The following is a 17,898-nucleotide window of genomic DNA, read 5'->3' on the forward strand; positions in this document are numbered from 1 at the left end:
TTTTATTTTTTCTTTTTTAATAATTCTATTGGTTGATATGTATAATTATATGTCCATTCACTTTCTGGTTTTACAGCATTAAATTCTTTAGCTCCGTAAAATTCGTCATCATACATTTCCATCCACTCTTTAGTGTAATTATTTAATTTTTTTTGCACAGATGCATAGCTAGAATTATTAAATAAATTGTTAAGTTGGTTTGGATCTTTTTCTCTATCAAACAACACATTTGTCAAAGGATTATTTGGTTCTGTTGAGATAGAATAGGTGTATTTTTGAGTTTCTACACCTCGCCAATTATTATTTTTTGCTCTTCCAATTCTGTAATTCCAAATAGGAACATAGTCGTTTTTACTTACTTTGTTTTCAACGATTTTATTCGATAAATCTTTACCATCAAAATCTATATCTGTTTTTATATCCATATAACTCAATATTGTTGGTAAAATATCCATTGTTCCTAATAAAGTTTCCGATTTTAAATTTGGTTGAATTTTTTTCGGATATTTTATGATAAATGGAACTTTATTAGAATAATCGTGAGGATATTGTTTAGGCAATTTTGCGTTATGCGATTCTAACATATCTCCATGATCTGACGTAAAAGCAACCAAAGTATTTTCTTCTGCATTCATATTTTTTAATTGTTGCATTAACCTACCTAAAGCAATATCTATACCACTTACTTGAGCCATGTGACCATGATACATTCTTCGTCTGTCTGGAGTATCTTCTAAGTCCTTTCTTAAGGTGATTTCTTCTCTATTATAAAGTTGCATTAACTCCTCTAAAGTATCATATCTATAATGCATTTTGCCATCTTCTCCTTTAAATTTTCCCCAATCGTGAGGTGGATGTAAAGAAAGAACTATTGCAAACGGTTTTGTAGTGTCTATATTTTTTAGATACTCTATAGCTTGATTGGTTTGTGCGTAAGGTTCCCACTCATCAAAAAATTTTTGTTCTCCATTTTCGTTCCAAAAGAAGGCTTTTCCTGGTCTGAAATCTACATGACAATTATTAGTTAACAAGGTGTCAAAACCATATCTCATGTTTTTTGGAATACCTCTTTTTCTATTTCCCCCAAGCAAATGCCACTTTCCAAAATAACCTGTTTGATATCCTTTCTCTTTCAAAATTTCTGCCATCAGCTTTTTCTGGTTTGGTAATAATGGAACATCATTCACAAAAGCACCATTTTTTAGTGGATGCATACCACTCATAAGCATTCCTCTAAAAGGTGTACATACTGGTTGACTAGAAAAGGCATTTTTTAAAAGCACTCCATCTTGAGCTAATTTATCTAAATTTGGAGTTATGATTTCTGTATTACCATATGCACCAACCATATCTGCAGAATGTTGATCTGATAATACAATAACCAAATTAGGAAGTTTTTCTTCACCAACTGGTTTTTGGTTGCTTTCATCTTTTTTTATTTTACAAGAAAAGATGCAAAGAAAAAGTATATATGCTAATAGTTTTTTCATTTTTAAAAATCTAGTTTAAAAACCAAAATAGCTGTAAAAAATATTTACAGCTATTATTAGTTTGATATATAGTTTACCAGTCTGGATTTTGTGTTAAATTAGGGTTTTTTGCTAATTCTACAAAAGGTATTGGACTTAATTTATTTCTATCTGTCCATTGTAAGTTGGGGTTTCTCCATTGTCTTAATCTATGGTTATTAAATTCTTCTTCAGTAATATCCCATCTTCTAGCATCGAATAATTCTCCCATTTCACCATACAACTCTCTAATTCTTTCTTCTCTAATAATGGTTCTTAATGCGTTTTGATTTGTAGTTGTAATAGTACTTGCATTAACTCTATCTCTAGCAATTTTTAAGTATGGTAATGCTTTTGCAGGTTCATTATTTTCATTGTAAGCTTCTGCTAACATTAAAAAAGCATCTACATATCTATATACTATATGATCTTTAGAGTGAATAACGTTTCCAATAGCACCACCATCTTGGTATTTGGTCATAGAAATTCCATTTCTGCCTTCGTACCTAGCACCTCTTGCGTTAATTGGATTTCTACTATATGTAATTGTTTGATTGTTATTTATTCTGGTATAACTATATGTAAACCCATCTGCTAATCTAGTATCACCAGCTTCATATAAATTTAACAAATCTGGATGCCATGCAATTTGGTAACCACTACCATTTCTAGATTGTATACCACCAAACTCACTAAACTGAGGATTTGTCCAAAATGGCAAAACAGATCCTAATAAATTTTCATAAATATTACCATGTGCAAAAATTACCTCTTTGTTTCCTTCATTTGCTATGCTAAAAACACTTTTCCAATCTGATAATAATTCTACGTTATAAGCACCAGAATTATCTGCCAATGGTTTTAATGCGTTTATAGCTTTTTGGTAATTTGCTGTTATGTTAAGTGGGTAACCTGCAGATGTTAAATATACTTTACCTAATAAGAATGCTCCACCAGCTTTTGTAACTCTACCAGTACCTGTTTTATTCCAAGAAACTGGCAAGTTTTCACTAGCAAATTCTAAATCTTCTATTATTACATTGTAAACATCTTGCACGGAACTTCTTGCTTTAAACAACACTTCTGGATCTGCAGATTCTACGGGTTCTGTATACAATGGTAAGTCTCCAAAAAGTTGTGTAAGTTGAAAGTAAGAATATGCACGCATCCATCTTGCTTCAGCAATATATTGCTTTGCTATTTCAGGATTTTTTTCAAAGAAACTAGAAAGTGGTACGTATTTTATAATTGTATTTGCTCTAGAAATAGCGTTGTAACCCACATTCCACAATCTTTCATATCTAAATGGTTGTCTGTCTGCTGTTTGGTACGCTGCATGCCACGCAAAACTTGGAACTCTACTGGTTGCATATCTACTTGTCATGCTTACTAAAAAGTACATATCCTGCTCCCAAACTACATGTCTAAAAGCTTCATAAATTCCTAAATTTTGTGCCTGTAGTTGTTCTTCATTATTGTAAAAATTTTCAGCACTATATGTAGAAAAAATTTCTTCTTCTAACTCTGCCTCACAAGAGTAAAATCCTGTAATTAATATTCCGAGAATTAATAATTTTTTAAGTTTCATAATATTATTTTTTAATTCTAAAATGTTAAGTTTAATCCTAATGTAAACACTTTTGGTCTTGGAAATGCAGAGTAATCTATACCTCTATTTAAAGCGCCTCCACCATTTGTACTAACCTCAGGATCTGGGCCTGTATAATTCGTAATTGTTACCAAGTTGGTACCAGTTAATACTATTGCTACGTTAGAAAATGCTTTTAAATTTTTTAAATTATATCTAACGCTTAAATTTTTTAGTCTTACATAAGAACCATCTTCTATAAAAACAGAGTTAGGAACATTAACTCCTGTTGGTCCATTGAAACTGGGATATCTAACATCATTATGTTGGTTGTTAATTGTCCATCTATTATTATAGTAGTCTTGTGTACCATTGGCTCCTTGCCAGCCAGAACCAATAAATGCTTTGTTTAGGTTTAAAATATCATTACCTATAGAGCCTTGTATAAACATAGAAATGTTAAAATCTCCTATTCTAAATTGGTTATTAAATCCAAAAAACAAATCTGGATTAGGGTTTCCTATTGTTTGTCTATCTGCTTGAGTTATTCTTCCATCTCCGTCTATATCTTCAAACTTCCAAGTTCCTGGTGCATTTGCTCCTGGGTTTCCATTACCAACAGGTGCTGTTGTTGCGAATAATTGCTGCTGAGTTACAGTGCCATCTTCTAAAGTTACTTCTTCGGTTCTTATTCTAAAGTCTCCTGCTGCATAATCTACCAAATCACTTGGTTGTATTAAACCTGTTACCTTGTATCCAAAAAACAAACCTAATTCTTCTCCAGGATATGTTCTTGTTCCGTTAATACCAAAGAAATTAGTTGCTAAACCTCTACCATCAATAAATTCTAAAGCACCATAATCTACTAATTTTGTTACGTTTCTTGTTAGATTTAATTTTGTTGTCCAAGAAAAATTTTCTTCTTTAAAAACATCATAAGCTAAATCTACTTCTATACCTCTATTATTTAATGTTCCATCATTAATTGGCACACTAGCAAAACCATTTTGCCTTGGAATTGGTTGATTGTTTAGTAGGTTTTCTGTTATTCTTTCATATACATCCACACTAGTTCTTAATCTATTTCTAAAAAAATTAGCATTTAACCCTAAATTTAGAGTAGTACTTGTTTCCCAAGTTAAATTTTTATTTGCAATTCTTGCTGGAAAAGTACCTGTATATAAATTATTGTCTGTTAAACCTATATTACTAATATTGTAAGTGTCTAATGTAGAATACGGTGCAACACCCCTAGAACTACCAACTTGCCCATAAGAAACTCTAAGTTTTAATAACGATATTGCTCTTATATCTCTAATAAACTTTTCTTTATGAGCGTCCCAAGAAATTGCTGCAGAAGGGAAAAACCCCCAAGGTTCTCCTTGGCTAAATTTTGAATCTCCATCATATCTACCAGTTGTAGTTAATGTGTACTTGTCGTTAATTGTATAATTAAATCTATACAGCAAAGATTTAAAATAATTATTAGTTCTTATAGAAATAAAGTTTTGAGAAGTACTCGCCAATTGTAATGCATCTAAACCTAAATCATCAAACGTAAAATCTGTATATAATTCTCTTTTGGCAAAAGATGTAATATCTGTATAACTTGCTCCTACTGTTGCATTAATTTTATGTTTATTAAATCTTTTATTAAAGTTTAAGAAAGATTCTACCGTAAATCTGTTAGATTCTCTTTCCGACAAAAACAAACGGCCACTAGAATTTGCACCCACTACAGTTTTTTTGTTATTAAATACCTGGTTCGTATTTAAACCTGCATTATAACCAATTCTATTAGTCCATTTAAAATTATCATTAAATGAATATGTACCTTCTGTTGAAAATATTAATCTTTTATCTTTTTGCACATTATCTGATTCTGTTGCTTCTACCAAAGGATTTGTAATAATTTCTCCGTCAATACCAATTAAATTAAACTCTCCAGTTTCTAAATCAAATAAAGGTACGAAAGGGCTTATTCTCATTGCTGAAAAAACCACTCCAGACAAACCAGTTCTTGCACTTGTTTGTACCCTTTGGTTTCTTGAGTAATTTAATTGAATGTTAGAATTTAGTTTAAACTTTTCACCAATTTTCATTTTAGAATTATATCTTAAATTTGCTCTCTGAAAATGTGAATTTATAATATTACCCTCTATATCGTTAAAACTTACAGATAGTAATTGAGACATATTTTCGTCTCCACCAGAAATTGTCACATTAGCATTTCTATTAATCCCTTTTCTGAAAAGTGCATCCATAAAACGGGTTCCATCTGCTGCATTTTCTGGAAGAGGTCTAAATTCATTACTTCCGTCGAAAAATAATCTATTTGTAGCCAATAATTCATCAAAAGTTAATTGTGGGTTTAATAAACCAACAATATCATTTCTAAATTGTGCATATTGGCCTCCAACCATTAAGTTATATGGCACACCAACATCTGAAATGGAAGTTCTTAAATTGGTAGTAATTTTAACTTTACCAATTTTAGCTTCTTTTGTAGTTATTAAAACGACACCATTTGCAGCTCTTGCACCATAGATTGCTGTTGCAGACGCATCTTTTAAAATTTCTATGCTTTGTATGTCATCTGGATTTAATGAAGCTAGTGGATTTGTACCTGTAAAAAAATCGTCTCCAGGTGCTTGTGTATCTAAACCTATTGGAATTCCGTTTAAAACATAAAGAGGCTGAGAATTACCTGTTAAACTATTAATACCTCTAATATTTACAGAAATGCCTGCACCTGGTTCTCCAGAATCAGAGGTTACTAAAACTCCAGATGCTTGCCCTTGCAAAGTTTCAGTTATGTTTGTGTAAAACTGATCTTCTAAATCTTTAGCTTTTATAGAACTAATAGCCCCAGTAACGTCTTGTCTTTTCTTTTCTCCATAACCTACAATTACAATTTCATCTAAACTTTGAGATTCTTCAACTAATTTTACATTAATTGTTTTTAAATCTCCTATGGCTTTTTCTACGTTTTTATATCCTAAATAAGAAAAAACTAAAATTTTGCTTTGATTGTCTAGTAATTTTAATTTATAGTTTCCATCAAAATCTGTAGAGGTTCCGTTTGTTGTTCCTTTTTGTAATACAAATGCTCCAAATAAAGGATCTCCCTCAACAGAAGTAATTTTACCTGTAATTGTTTGTGCTTGCAATCCTATCGAAAAGCAAAAAAAGACAAAAAACAACGTTTTCTTTAAAATATCAATAAGATGATAATTGTACGTACGTTTCATAATTAAATTTATGGTTAAGTTAAATGTTACTTCAATGTTAAGTAGATTTTAAGAATAGAGCATCCTGCTCTTTCTTGTTGTAGTATTTTTTTCACAAAAAAAAGTCAGAAGTTTATATTTTACTTCTGACTCAATGGAATAAACGATTTTCTTATTTTTTTAAGTACGCTTTTATTGTGTACTTACCAGAACCAACTTCTAAAATAGTTTCTTCATTATTTTCAGCTACTACTCTATGAGTTCTACTCTTTTTTAAACTTTTATCATTTAATTTTATTTTAGATGATTTGTCAGTTGGAATATGAATATGCGCAGTTGTATTTACTGGAATTTCTATAGTCATATAAAAGTACTTTCCTTTAATTTTCCAATTAGAAGTGATTTCTCCGTTGATGGTTTTTGTGCTTCCGTTGATAAATTCCATTTCATTAGAAACTGCAGGTTTTATAATGATTTTTCTGTAACCAAAAGTTTTTGTGTCTATACCAGCTGCATACTGAAACATCCATTCCGCAACAGAACCAAATGCATAATGACTAAAAGAATTCATAGCTGCATTTAAATCTGAGTTTTTAGAATTATCTTTCGTAAAACTATTCCAACGTTCCCAAATAGAAGTGCTTCCATTGTCTATAGAATATCCCCAGCTTGGATATGCTGTTTGTTGAAACAACTTGTAAGAAGTTTCATGAAATCCATACTTAGAAAGTGCCAACATTACATGTTTTGTACCTAAAAAACCTGTTGCGAATTTGTATCCATTATTTTTTATTTTTTCTGCCAAGCGCGCTGCACCTTTTTCTGCTAAATTTTCTGGATATAAATCAAAATACAGAGCTAAAGCATAGGAAGACATGGAGTCTTCGGTTGTTTTTCCATCAGATAAAATATATTTTTTTGTAAATACCTCTTTTATCTTTTTAAAATCTTCAGTATACTTTTTAGCGTCTTCTTTTTTACCAATTGCTGCAGCCATTTCACTCATTAAATTTGCATCATAACCATAATATGCAGAGGCAATAAAATCGTGACTTGTAGTTTCATTAACAGCTAACCAATCTCCCCAGTTTTTTCCTGCTCCAGGTCTTAAATAATTTGTACTTGCCTTTTCTTGAAACTGCATAAAATTTTGCATCCCTTCATACATGTATTCTACAATTCTCGTATCATTATACACTTGCATCATGGTATATGGAATTATAATACCTGCATCCATCCAAGCAGGAGAGTATTGTCCTGGACGTGAAAAAGGAAAAGGTGCAAAATTAGGATATGCTCCATACCAACGTTGTGCATCATCTAAATCAATAGAAAACTTTGTAAAAAATGATGCTACATCTGCATTATAAGTTGCAGAACGAGCAAACACTTGTGCATCTCCAGTCCAACCTAAACGTTCATCACGTTGAGGACAATCTGTAGGAATATCAACAAAATTTGCTGCTTGTGTGGTTTTAATATTTTTGAATAAAGTATTATTCATTGGGTTTGATGAAACAAATGTGCTTGCATCTGTTTTTATAGAACTTAATTTTTTACCTGTAATAGTTTCTAATGTCGGTTTTTCTGATAAACCAGTAACTTCTACGAATTGAAAACCATGGTAAGTAAATTTTGGTTCCCAGGTTTCTAAACCATCGCCATTTAAAATATAAGTATCTGTAGCTCTTGCTTTACGTAGATTTTCTGTTAACAAGGTTCCGTCATTTTTTAAAATTTCACCAAATCTAAGTGTGATTTTTGTACCTGCTTTTCCTTGCGTTTTTAACTGAGCAATTCCTGCAATATTTTTTCCTAAATCAAAAATATAAGTTTCTGGTTTTGGTTCGGTAATTTTAATAGGTTTAATGGTTTCTTGATTTTTTACAGCAGTTGTTGGAGATGCCATTAGTTTACCATTTGGCAAAGTATAACGTTTTGGTTTGCTCCATTTACTGTCGTCAAAACCAGCTTTGTCCCAATTTTTATGTTCTAAGCGAGCATCGTAAGTTTCTCCCATAATAATATCTGCTTCTAAAATAGGCCCAACGTTAGATTTCCAAGTATTATCATTCGAAGCAATTACTTCAGAAGTTCCATCTTCATATTCAATTTTAATTTGCCCCATAAAGGATGGATTTACACCATAAAATTCCCTCACTTTATCTAATCTCACTAAAAGTGCATAACCTATGTAGCCTGCATACCATCCATCAGCAATAATAGCTCCTACAACATTTTCTCCTTGAGAAAGTTTATCTGTAATGTCAAAAGTTTGATAGTATAAACGTTTGTTGTAATCTGTCCATCCAGGTAGTAAATAATCATCTCCAACTTTGTTTCCATTTAATCGAAGTTCGTACAAACCCAATGCAGTTGTATAAGCAGTTGCTCTTTTAATTTTCTTTTTCACATTGAAAGAATGACGTAAATATCTTGCTGGGGGTAAGTATAATTCGTTGTATTTATCTTTTTTGTTGTAACCTGCATTATGACCAATAAACTGTGCTTGCCAGTCTAAAAAATCTAAGTTTCCCATAGACCAAAAAGCAATTTCGCTAGTTGATGAAACTTCGTTTTCATCCCAAACTTTTACTTGCCAAAAGTACTTTTTACCAGAAATTAATTTATCACCATTATATTCTATTTGATTGGTGCTGTTTGATGCAATTTTTCCGCTATTCCAAATATCTGGATTTGATAATCTATTTTTCGAAGAAGCTACCATTATTTGGTAGCTGGATTGACTTCTGTTAAAACCATCTCCTTTTAAAATCCAGCTAAATCGAGGTTTTGTAACATCTATTCCTTGTGGATTTTCTAAATATTCAACTCTTAATTGATGAATTTCTAGTGGTGTTGCTGTATGAACGTTATTTCCAAAAATAGAAATAGTAAAGAAAACAAATAGGTATAATAAGTTGCTTTTTTTCTTGAATGATTTATGCATTGATTTCAAAAATTTTAATTGAAGATTATTTGAAGAATTCCTTGGTTTTACTTTATTCTTTAGTTAACAATACTAGCTAGTTCTTGTAAAAACCCTATCCTGTACTATCCTTTTATACTTCTCTTATAAAAAGAGTAAAATAATTTTTATGAATATAAAACTATTTAAAATAAGCTTGTAAATTATTTTAAATAATTAAGCTTATACTTTGCTTCGTAAGTTTTACTAACTAAAAAAGAGTGTTCTAAATTAATACAACACTCTTCTCTATTTTGCTAATTTAGTAGGACTAATTCACTATTACTTTAAAAGTTTTAAAACTTCTGTTGTTTTTAACACTTACTAAATAAATTCCAGTATTTAATTGATTTGTAGAAATTGATTCAGATTTACCTCCTAAAACTTCTTTAGAGTAAATTAACTTTCCTGTTATATCATTAACGAAAAGTTTAATCTTATCTGTATTTGAAAATCTCTCTAAATTTACGTTCAAATTTTGTCCTTGAGTTACTGGATTTGGATAGGTAAATGTTGCATCTAACATTTTTTGAGATGCTACAGATGCAGTATTATCTTCTTTAGTAATTCTTATGAAATCAAAAGAGACAACACCTGCAGAACCATCAGTATTTGCATCAAGTCTAACATCAATAAAGTTATCGCTAACTGACCAGTTTGAAACACTTGCAGGTAAATCAACAACTATGGTTTCAAAGTCTGTACTGTTTGGTGTCATAGTAAATAGCGCTGTTTTAGGCGATGCTCCACCTCCTCTAAAAAATATAAGTTGTCCACTATCACTCGCTGTTTCATTTTTTACTTTAATGATTAAAAAATTAGCACCTGCTGCGCTAAAAGGTTGTGCAGTAGTATTTCTTACATTTGGATCGTTTTCCCCAATAGTAGTTACATCTAAATAACCTGCGCTATTCCATGCAGTAGTACATCTTAAAGGGTTTTTATTCCAACCTTCATCATCAGTATCAAACTCCCAACTAATTATTGTATTTGGTCCTTGCGTTATGGTTATTTGTTTTGAATCGCTAACGTTAGAACCATCTGTACTTGTTGCAGTTACTGTTACTGTACCAGCAGTTTTTGGTACTAAAAGTCCAGAAGAATCAATTGTAGCAACATTTGTGTCGTTCACAGAGTAATCTACAGATTTAAAAGTAGCGTTTTCTGGAGATATAGTTGTTGTAAATTGAGCTATTTCATTGGTAGTTATTGTACTTGGACCGTCAATAGTTATAGAAGTTGCTAATATTGTACTTGAAGGATTTTCTAAAAACCGAATATAATCATAAGAAACAACTCCTGTGGCACCTGTTAAATTAGGATCTAATCTTACATCTGTAATAATTGTTTCGTTTGATAAATTAGTAGTTGCTAAATCAATTACTATGGTTTCAAAACCTGAATTATTTGCAGTCATTGGAACTGGCACATTAACATTACCAGCACCTGTAAATAAAAGAATACCTCCTTCTGTATCTGCAGTTCCATTTTTTACACTTAATTCTATAAATTTAAAATTTTTAGCATTGAATTCAATTTTGGGATTTCTGTAAAAAAAAGGATCATTATCGCCTGTTGTGGTAGCGTCTAAATATCCTTGACTATTCCAAGCTGTAGAACATCTTGTTTGTGCACGATTCCATCCTTCATCATCTGCATCAAATTCCCAATTTAAAATGGTATTTGAGCCTTCTGTAATTGTTACTTGTTTTGAGCCACTAACGTTAGAACCATCTGTAGCTGTAGCAGTTACTGTTACTGTACCTGTTTTTTTAGGCACTAAAACTCCAGTAGGATTAATTCTGGCAATATTTGTGTCATCTACAGAATATTCTACATCATTAAAAGTGGTATTATTTGGTGAAATTGTTGCTGTGTATGTAGCTATTTCATTTACGGTTATTGAACTTGGTCCATCAACTGCTACAGAAGTTGCAAGTACAGGATTTGTAGGGGTTTCTACAAATCTTATATAATCAAAAGAGATTGTACCAGCAGCACCACCATTATTAGGATCTATTCTAACATTATCTATCTGTAAATTGTTTGAAAAATTAGTAACTTTAGATAAATCTATCACTATAGTTTCAAAAGCTGTACTATTTGGAGTCATAGAATATGGTATATTAACATTTGTGTCATTTGTTCTTAATAATAATATACTTCCTCCTCCGTTTGCAGTTTCATTTTTTATACTTAATTCTAAAAAATTTACATTTGTAGTTGCCAAGGTAACATCTGTAGTGTTAAAAAAGAAAGGATCTGCAACTCCTTGTGTGGTAACATCTAAATATCCAGCACTATTCCATGCAGTAGTACATCTTGCTGGATTTTTATTCCAGCCTTCATCATCGGAAGTAAACTCCCAACCAACAATAGTTTGTGCATTAAAAGTTTGTAACGCTATGGTTAGTACAAAAAAAGTAAAAAGTAATTTTTTCATCATATTTATTTTTTTATTTATTAAGTGATAACAAGGCTATTGAAAAAGAAATAAAAATCTATCCTGCTCTGTCCTTATTTTGTGAAATAATTATTCGATTGTAAAAGAGAAAATCATATCTACATCTTTATTTTGTCTTTTACCTCCTGGAACTTTGGAGTTTGCTACTAAAGAACCATTTTCAAAAGAATTTGTATTGTCAGATTTAAAACGTAATAATTTTTTAGAATCTGATTTACTTTTGAAAAAACCAACCGTGTACGTTTTTCCTTCTTCCACTTGAAATCCACCGTTTTCAATTGTAATATTTACATCTTCAAAATTTGAAATAGGAGTAGCTGGACTTGGTAACGTTATGTTTTGTTTGTGCAAAGGTTTTTGAGCTATTTTTTTATCTTCAAAAATTCTTAACTCAACATTTGTAACTTCATTACCACCACCAATTCTAAAAGAAGCCATGGTTAATTTTCCTGTTTTACAAGCTTTAAAAGATTGACCAATAAATACAGCGTTATCGGTTTTTTTACCCATTGTACCATTAACAGCAGGTTTATTTTCTGTTGCACAGTTTTGTGAGTGAAGATTTTGAAAATTGAATACAAATGCAATTGCTATAATTAATTTTAATAGATTTTTCATGTTTATTAATTTAATTGTCTTGTTTTAATATTTTTTGGATTATTAGCCACGTCTCCTGTTTCTTTTCGCCAGTTTTTCAAGGCTTGTCTCAGTTCAATTTTTTTCTCTTTGTACTCTGGGTTGTTTGCTAAGTTTATTAATTGATACGTGTCATTTTGCATGTCATATAATTCTTCTGCAGGTCTTCCCTTTTCTAAAGTTCGCAATAAATTATATTGCATTGGATGCGTATCTTTTGCTAAAACTGTGGCGTCGTAACTTTTATTACTCCAACCTTTGTAAGCTCTTAAATCAGCAGGTAATAAATAAGATTTATTAGGCATTAAGTTTTTAATAAAATAAAAACGACCGTCGAAAACAACACGACTTGGATAGTGCTCTCTTGGGTCTGGTCCATGAGAATTATGTTCTCCAAATATGTATTTTCTGTCCGTGACTTTTTCTTTACTTCCGTTTAAAACTGGTAATAAAGATTTTCCTTGGATTGTGCTTGGAATTGGTAAATTCAAAAAATCTAAAATGGTAGGCATAATGTCTGTATGAGAGATTAAAGCATTAGAAATTTTATCTTTTATAACATTTGGACCTACAACTGCATAAGGCACATGTAAGCCTTCTGAATATGCAGAGGCTTTTGCTCTGTGATAAGGTTGTCCTTGGTCTGAGGTATAAATAATTAACGTGTTTTCAAACTCGCCTGCTTTTTTTAACGCCTCAATAATTGCACCAGCACAAGCATCAGCTAATTGAACACAGCCATAATATTTACTTAAATCTTCACGCATCATTGGCGTGTCTGGTAAGTAATCTGGTACCACAATTTCTTCAGGATTTGGCATAAATTCTGGAAATTTTTTCATGTGAGCATCAAAATTTCTATGTGGAGGAGAAATATTAGCTTGAAAAAAGAATGGTTTATCTCCAGACTTCTCTATAAACTCTGTAATTACTTTTTTATAAACTGCAGGATTGTTGTGTACAGGATCTCTATCTGAAAATGGAAATTTCCAAGGAGGACTCATGTGAAATTTTTGAGTGATTGCTGTAAAAAAACCATTTTCTTGTAAAACTTCTGGTAACGTTTTAATGTATTCGTGAATTCCAACTTTATCAACTCTTGTGGCCTGTCGTCCAAAAGCCTCATCTCCATCACTCAAGCTTGGTGTAATCGTGTTTCTCCAATGTCCGTTTGTGTGTGGATACATACCTGTGGCTATAGAACTACGACTTGGAGAGCAAGAAGGTACAACTGCATATGCATTTGTAAATCGAATTCCTTCTTTTGAAAACGCATCAAAATTTGGAGTTTCTATTCCTGCCATTCCATCAATTGAAGTATCATAACCTTGATCGTCCATTAAAATCAAAACAACATTTAAAGGCTTCTGGATTTCTTTTTTTATTGTTGAAGATTCTTTAGAAGATTTACAATTCAGAATTAAAACTGAAAAAAGCAAAGCACCAAAAAAACGTATTTGTAGAGATTTCATAAGTTGAAAAGTTTATTTTTAATTGAAATTAAAGATACAGTTACAAAATTTATTGGGCATCCTGCTCTTGCACGTAATTTTACAGGTTGGCACAGGATATGATAGTTAATGTTTGTAATCATTTTTGATTGACAATAATTACTTATAAAAAACAAGTAACACAAGACTTAAAATGAAACTAAAAATAAAATTGTTTTTCTACTTTATTTTATGCGGTCAAATTGTTTTGGCACAAAATAAAAAACCTAATATAATTCTAATTGTAGCAGATGATTTAGGGTTTAGTGACGTAAGCTCTTTTGGAGGAGAAATACCAACTCCAAATATTGATAATCTAGCGGAAAACGGAACGCGTTTTACAAAGTTTTACGTGTCACCAATGTGTGTTACCAGTAGAGTTGCAATTATTGCGGGATTAGAATTTCAAGCTGCTGGCAGAAACAATTTTCCAAAAGGAGAAAGTATCGCAAAACTTATGAGAGCAGAAGGTTATACTACTAGTTTAGTTGGGAAAAATCACGGAATGAATAAACTTAAAATAGGAAATAAGAATACCGATTTTGGTTTTGATCATTTTTATGGATTTACAGGTGGACAAATAAATAGTTTTACAGGAAAAGGGAATGCAAAATGGCAAGATGATGGTAAAATATTTCCTCATACAGATTTACCAAAAGACTTTTATGCCACTACAAACTTTACAGATTATGCTATTAAGTATATGGACGAAGCTATTAAGAAAGATCAACCTTTTTTTAGTATGGTTTCTTACAATGCGCCTCATAGTCCATTAGATGCTCCAGAAAAAAATGTACGTAAGTTTTATGACCCAGAAAATAGGATAAATGTATATAAAAAAGGATGGAATATACTACGTAAGGAACGTTTTGAACGAATGAAAAAAATGGGAATTATAGATGAAAACACAAAGCTTCCAGAGTTGGGTGTAGAAATTCCAGATTGGGATTTGTTGCCAGAAAACTCGAATAGACATTGGGAGATTCAAAAAGACTTTGAGGCATTATCTAGAAGTGCTTATGCAGGAATGGTAGACAATATGGATGAAAATATTGGTAGAATTACTGCTTTTTTAAAAGACCCAAACAAAGATGGGAACACAGAAGATAGTCAATTACAAAATACACTCATTATTTTTATTTCAGATAATGGTGGTTGTTATGCAGGTTTGCACACCAACAGAAAAGCATTGCCTTGGAGTCAGCAAAACAGAGGAGCAGGTTTTACAACAAATTATGGTTGGGCAGCTTTAAGTAATACACCTTTTTCTTCTTACAAACATGGCAGTAAAGAAGGTGCCATTAGATCTCCAATGATTGTGCATTGGCCAAAAGGTTTGCAATTAGAGAAAAATTCCATCAACAAAGAAATGATTAGAATTTGGGATTTGTATCCAACTTTTTTAGAATTAGCTGGTGGAAAATACCCAAAAGATAAAAAAGAAATTCAAGGAAAAAGTATTTTGCCTTTACTTAAAAATAAAAAATTTGAAGAGGAAAAATTTTTCGTTTCAACATTTTATCGTTCTAAAGGAATTATTAAAGGAGATTGGAAATTGGTTAGTTTTTATGACAGTCCGTTTGAATTGTATAATCTAAAAAAAGATCCAACCGAAACAGAAAATGTTCGTGTAAAGCATCAAATTAAATACAAAGAATTACTAAAAGCTTGGAACCATTATGCAAAAAAACATGAATTTGAAAAAAACAAGCAATGGAACATGCCTACAGGAAATAAAAAAAGAAATTTTGGGTATGATAGAGTAAAAAATATGATGGTAAAGGCATCTCCAGAATTTATGGAAGATAATGTTTCTATCAACCAAAAATTAAGTTTCACTTTTAAAGGTGAAGCAAGTTATGCGAACACAAAAGGCAGAAAAATAAGATTGCAGAAATATGGAAGCCAAGAAATTTTATGGTCTAAAGACTTAGATTTGAATAGTGATTTTGAAGGCGAGAAAGAAATTGTTTTTAAAGATTTTCCTACTTTAGAACCTAATACACATTATTACATAACTTGGGATGCTGGTTGGGTGAAAATAAAACAAAACGGAAAGTTTAAACCTATTCAACCTGTTAGAGAAAGTGCTTTTGCTTATAGGTTTAGAACAGGATCTAACTAACAAAAAATTCCACAGGTTGGCACAGGATAGGAAAAAATATCTAAAAAATTAGTTTTACATCTATCCTAAAAATGAATAAAAAAAATATTTCAACTTATAAAAAAATGAAAAAATCATTACCAATTTTATTGATTCTATGCTCTATTAAAATGACATTATTTGCGCAATTACCTCCGGTTTTTAGCGCAGAAGATAAAGATAGAGCAACTCATTCAGAAATGGTGAGAACTTATTTAACTCCAAATAGAATTGTTTGGAAATCAGATGATTCTGGCAAGTTCATTCAAAACGAACAAACACTATTAGAAAAAGGAAATGGACAAGTTGCCGTAAACGATAAAAACCTGTTTAGACTAATTAGCACAGAAGAGCATAAACCTGGTATTATGCTAGATTATGGAAAGGAAATTCATGGTGGTGTAAAAATCTCAATGGGAATAAGACCTTCCAAAACGCCATTAAAATTAAGAATTCGTTTTGGGGAATCTGTATCAGAAGCAATGTCTAATATTGGTGGGAAATTTAATGCAACAAACGAACACTCATTGCGTGATTTTATAGTTGAAGTTCCTTGGTTAGGTTCTATAGAAGTTGGTGAAACTGGTTTTAGATTTATTAGAATTGATGTTGTAGAAGGAGGAGAGAATGCTCCAATAAAATCTGTTGAAGCTGCTTTTGTTTATAGAGATTTAGATTATATAGGTTCTTTTGAAAGCAACAATAAAAGATTAAATGATATTTGGATGACTGGTGCATATACTGTTCATTTAAACATGCAAAATTATCTTTGGGATGGTATTAAAAGAGACAGATTAGTTTGGGTGGGAGATATGCATCCAGAAGTAATGACCATAAATACCGTTTTTGGTAAAAATAGTATTGTACCAAAAAGTTTAGACTTGGCAAGAGATCAACATCCTTTACCACAATGGATGAATACTATCAGTTCATATTCTATGTGGTGGTTAATTATCCATAAAAACTGGTACGATTATCATGGAGATTTAGCGTATTTAAAAGAGCAAGAAACCTACATGATTGCTTTATTAGACCAGTTAAGCACATTTATAGATGATGACAATAAGGAAATTTTAAATGGAGGTCGTTTTTTAGATTGGCCAACAAGTACAGATCCAAAGGCAGTTCATGCAGGTTTACAGGCGATGATGATTATGACTTTTGATGCAGGTGCTGAAATGATGGAAACACTTGGTAGAAATGATTTAAAAAAGAAATATCAAAAAATAAGCAAACGCTTAAAAAAACACATTCCAGAAGGCAATACTTCTAAGCAAGCAGCATCTTTAATGGTATTGGCAGATTTGGCAAAAGCTAAAAAAATTAATACAGAAATTTTAAAGAAAGACGGTGTGCAAAACATGTCTACTTTTTATGGTTATTATATTTTAGAAGCTATGGCTAAAGCCGATGATTATCAAGGAGCAATAGATGTGATTAGCGAATATTGGGGAGGAATGTTAGATTTAGGAGCTACTACCTTTTGGGAAGATTTTAATATTGCAGAGGGCAAAATTAGTGGAAGAATTGATGAGCTTTCTGTAGAAGATAAAAGTGACATTCATACGGATTTTGGAGCTTTTTGTTATGTTGGTTTGCGTCATAGTTTAGCTCATGGTTGGGCTAGTGGGCCTACTTCTTGGTTAACACAATATGTTTTGGGAGTTAATGTTTCTGATGGTGGAAATACAGTAACTATAAAACCACACTTAGGAAATTTAGAGTATGTTAATGGAACTTTCCCTACAAAATTCGGAATTTTAAAAATTAGCCATACTAAAAATGCAAACGGAAAAGTAACTACAAAAATTGATGCTCCAAAAGGTTTAGACGTGAAGCAATAATCAATATTAATTCATTTTAAAAACCAA

The 17,898-nt window shown here is 31.4% G+C and carries 9 protein-coding genes; 2 read left to right on the forward strand and 7 right to left on the reverse strand.

Translation table 11 applies throughout. The features are described from left to right. Positions 1-2 precede the first annotated feature (2 nt). The 7 genes from FDT66_RS07615 to FDT66_RS07645 all read right to left on the reverse strand — a co-directional run bounded on the left by FDT66_RS07615 (position 3) and on the right by FDT66_RS07645 (position 13,866). Positions 3-1,490 carry a sulfatase-like hydrolase/transferase gene (locus tag FDT66_RS07615; protein WP_138535572.1) on the reverse strand — a complete coding sequence of 496 codons (1,488 nt, stop codon included), beginning with the start codon at positions 1,488-1,490 and terminating at the stop codon, positions 3-5. 73 nt (positions 1,491-1,563) lie between these two features. Then, a complete protein-coding gene (locus FDT66_RS07620) occupies positions 1,564-3,096 on the reverse strand; it encodes a RagB/SusD family nutrient uptake outer membrane protein (RefSeq protein WP_138535573.1) in 1,533 nt (510 codons plus the stop codon). A 17-nt stretch (positions 3,097-3,113) separates the two neighbouring features. Further along, a complete protein-coding gene (locus tag FDT66_RS07625) occupies positions 3,114-6,347 on the reverse strand; it encodes a SusC/RagA family TonB-linked outer membrane protein (protein WP_138535574.1) in 3,234 nt (1,077 codons plus the stop codon). Between the two features lie 151 nt (positions 6,348-6,498). Next, positions 6,499-9,276, reverse strand: coding sequence for an alpha-L-rhamnosidase (locus tag FDT66_RS07630; protein WP_138535575.1), 2,778 nt, complete (start codon positions 9,274-9,276; stop codon positions 6,499-6,501). A 289-nt stretch (positions 9,277-9,565) separates the two neighbouring features. After that, positions 9,566-11,737 (reverse strand): T9SS type A sorting domain-containing protein, encoded by a 2,172-nt coding sequence (locus tag FDT66_RS07635; protein ID WP_171032343.1) that lies wholly within the window; start codon positions 11,735-11,737, stop codon positions 9,566-9,568. Positions 11,738-11,827: 90 nt separating this feature from the next. Beyond that, on the reverse strand, positions 11,828-12,376 hold the full coding sequence (locus FDT66_RS07640) for a hypothetical protein (RefSeq protein WP_138535577.1): 549 nt from the start codon (positions 12,374-12,376) through the stop codon (positions 11,828-11,830). Between the two features lie 5 nt (positions 12,377-12,381). Then, the gene (locus tag FDT66_RS07645; protein ID WP_138535578.1) at positions 12,382-13,866 is read right to left on the reverse strand and encodes a sulfatase family protein; all 1,485 of its coding nucleotides are present in this window, start codon (positions 13,864-13,866) and stop codon (positions 12,382-12,384) included. Between the two features lie 172 nt (positions 13,867-14,038). On the opposite strand from FDT66_RS07645, the gene FDT66_RS07650 reads away from it, so the two are divergent. Together FDT66_RS07650 and FDT66_RS07655 are read left to right on the forward strand one after the other, a co-directional pair. Further along, positions 14,039-16,009: a sulfatase-like hydrolase/transferase gene (locus FDT66_RS07650; RefSeq protein WP_138535579.1), complete on the forward strand. Its 1,971-nt coding sequence runs from the start codon at positions 14,039-14,041 to the stop codon at positions 16,007-16,009. A gap of 104 nt (positions 16,010-16,113) precedes the next feature. After that, positions 16,114-17,871, forward strand: coding sequence for an alpha-L-rhamnosidase-related protein (locus FDT66_RS07655; RefSeq protein ID WP_138535580.1), 1,758 nt, complete (start codon positions 16,114-16,116; stop codon positions 17,869-17,871). Positions 17,872-17,898: the final 27 nt, after the last annotated feature.

The organism is Polaribacter aestuariivivens (assembly GCF_005885675.1).
GTDB classification, from domain to species: Bacteria; Bacteroidota; Bacteroidia; order Flavobacteriales; family Flavobacteriaceae; genus Polaribacter; species Polaribacter aestuariivivens.

What these genes read in the sequence shown, in the direction of transcription:
- FDT66_RS07615 (WP_138535572.1), bottom strand. Translation starts at nt 1,490, where the DNA reads ATGAAAAAACTATTAGCATATATACTTTTTCTTTGCATCTTTTCTTGT.
- FDT66_RS07620 (WP_138535573.1), bottom strand. Translation starts at nt 3,096, where the DNA reads ATGAAACTTAAAAAATTATTAATTCTCGGAATATTAATTACAGGATTT.
- FDT66_RS07625 (WP_138535574.1), bottom strand. Translation starts at nt 6,347, where the DNA reads ATGAAACGTACGTACAATTATCATCTTATTGATATTTTAAAGAAAACG.
- FDT66_RS07630 (WP_138535575.1), bottom strand. Translation starts at nt 9,276, where the DNA reads ATGCATAAATCATTCAAGAAAAAAAGCAACTTATTATACCTATTTGTT.
- FDT66_RS07635 (WP_171032343.1), bottom strand. Translation starts at nt 11,737, where the DNA reads ATGAAAAAATTACTTTTTACTTTTTTTGTACTAACCATAGCGTTACAA.
- FDT66_RS07640 (WP_138535577.1), bottom strand. Translation starts at nt 12,376, where the DNA reads ATGAAAAATCTATTAAAATTAATTATAGCAATTGCATTTGTATTCAAT.
- FDT66_RS07645 (WP_138535578.1), bottom strand. Translation starts at nt 13,866, where the DNA reads ATGAAATCTCTACAAATACGTTTTTTTGGTGCTTTGCTTTTTTCAGTT.
- FDT66_RS07650 (WP_138535579.1), top strand. Translation starts at nt 14,039, where the DNA reads ATGAAACTAAAAATAAAATTGTTTTTCTACTTTATTTTATGCGGTCAA.
- FDT66_RS07655 (WP_138535580.1), top strand. Translation starts at nt 16,114, where the DNA reads ATGAAAAAATCATTACCAATTTTATTGATTCTATGCTCTATTAAAATG.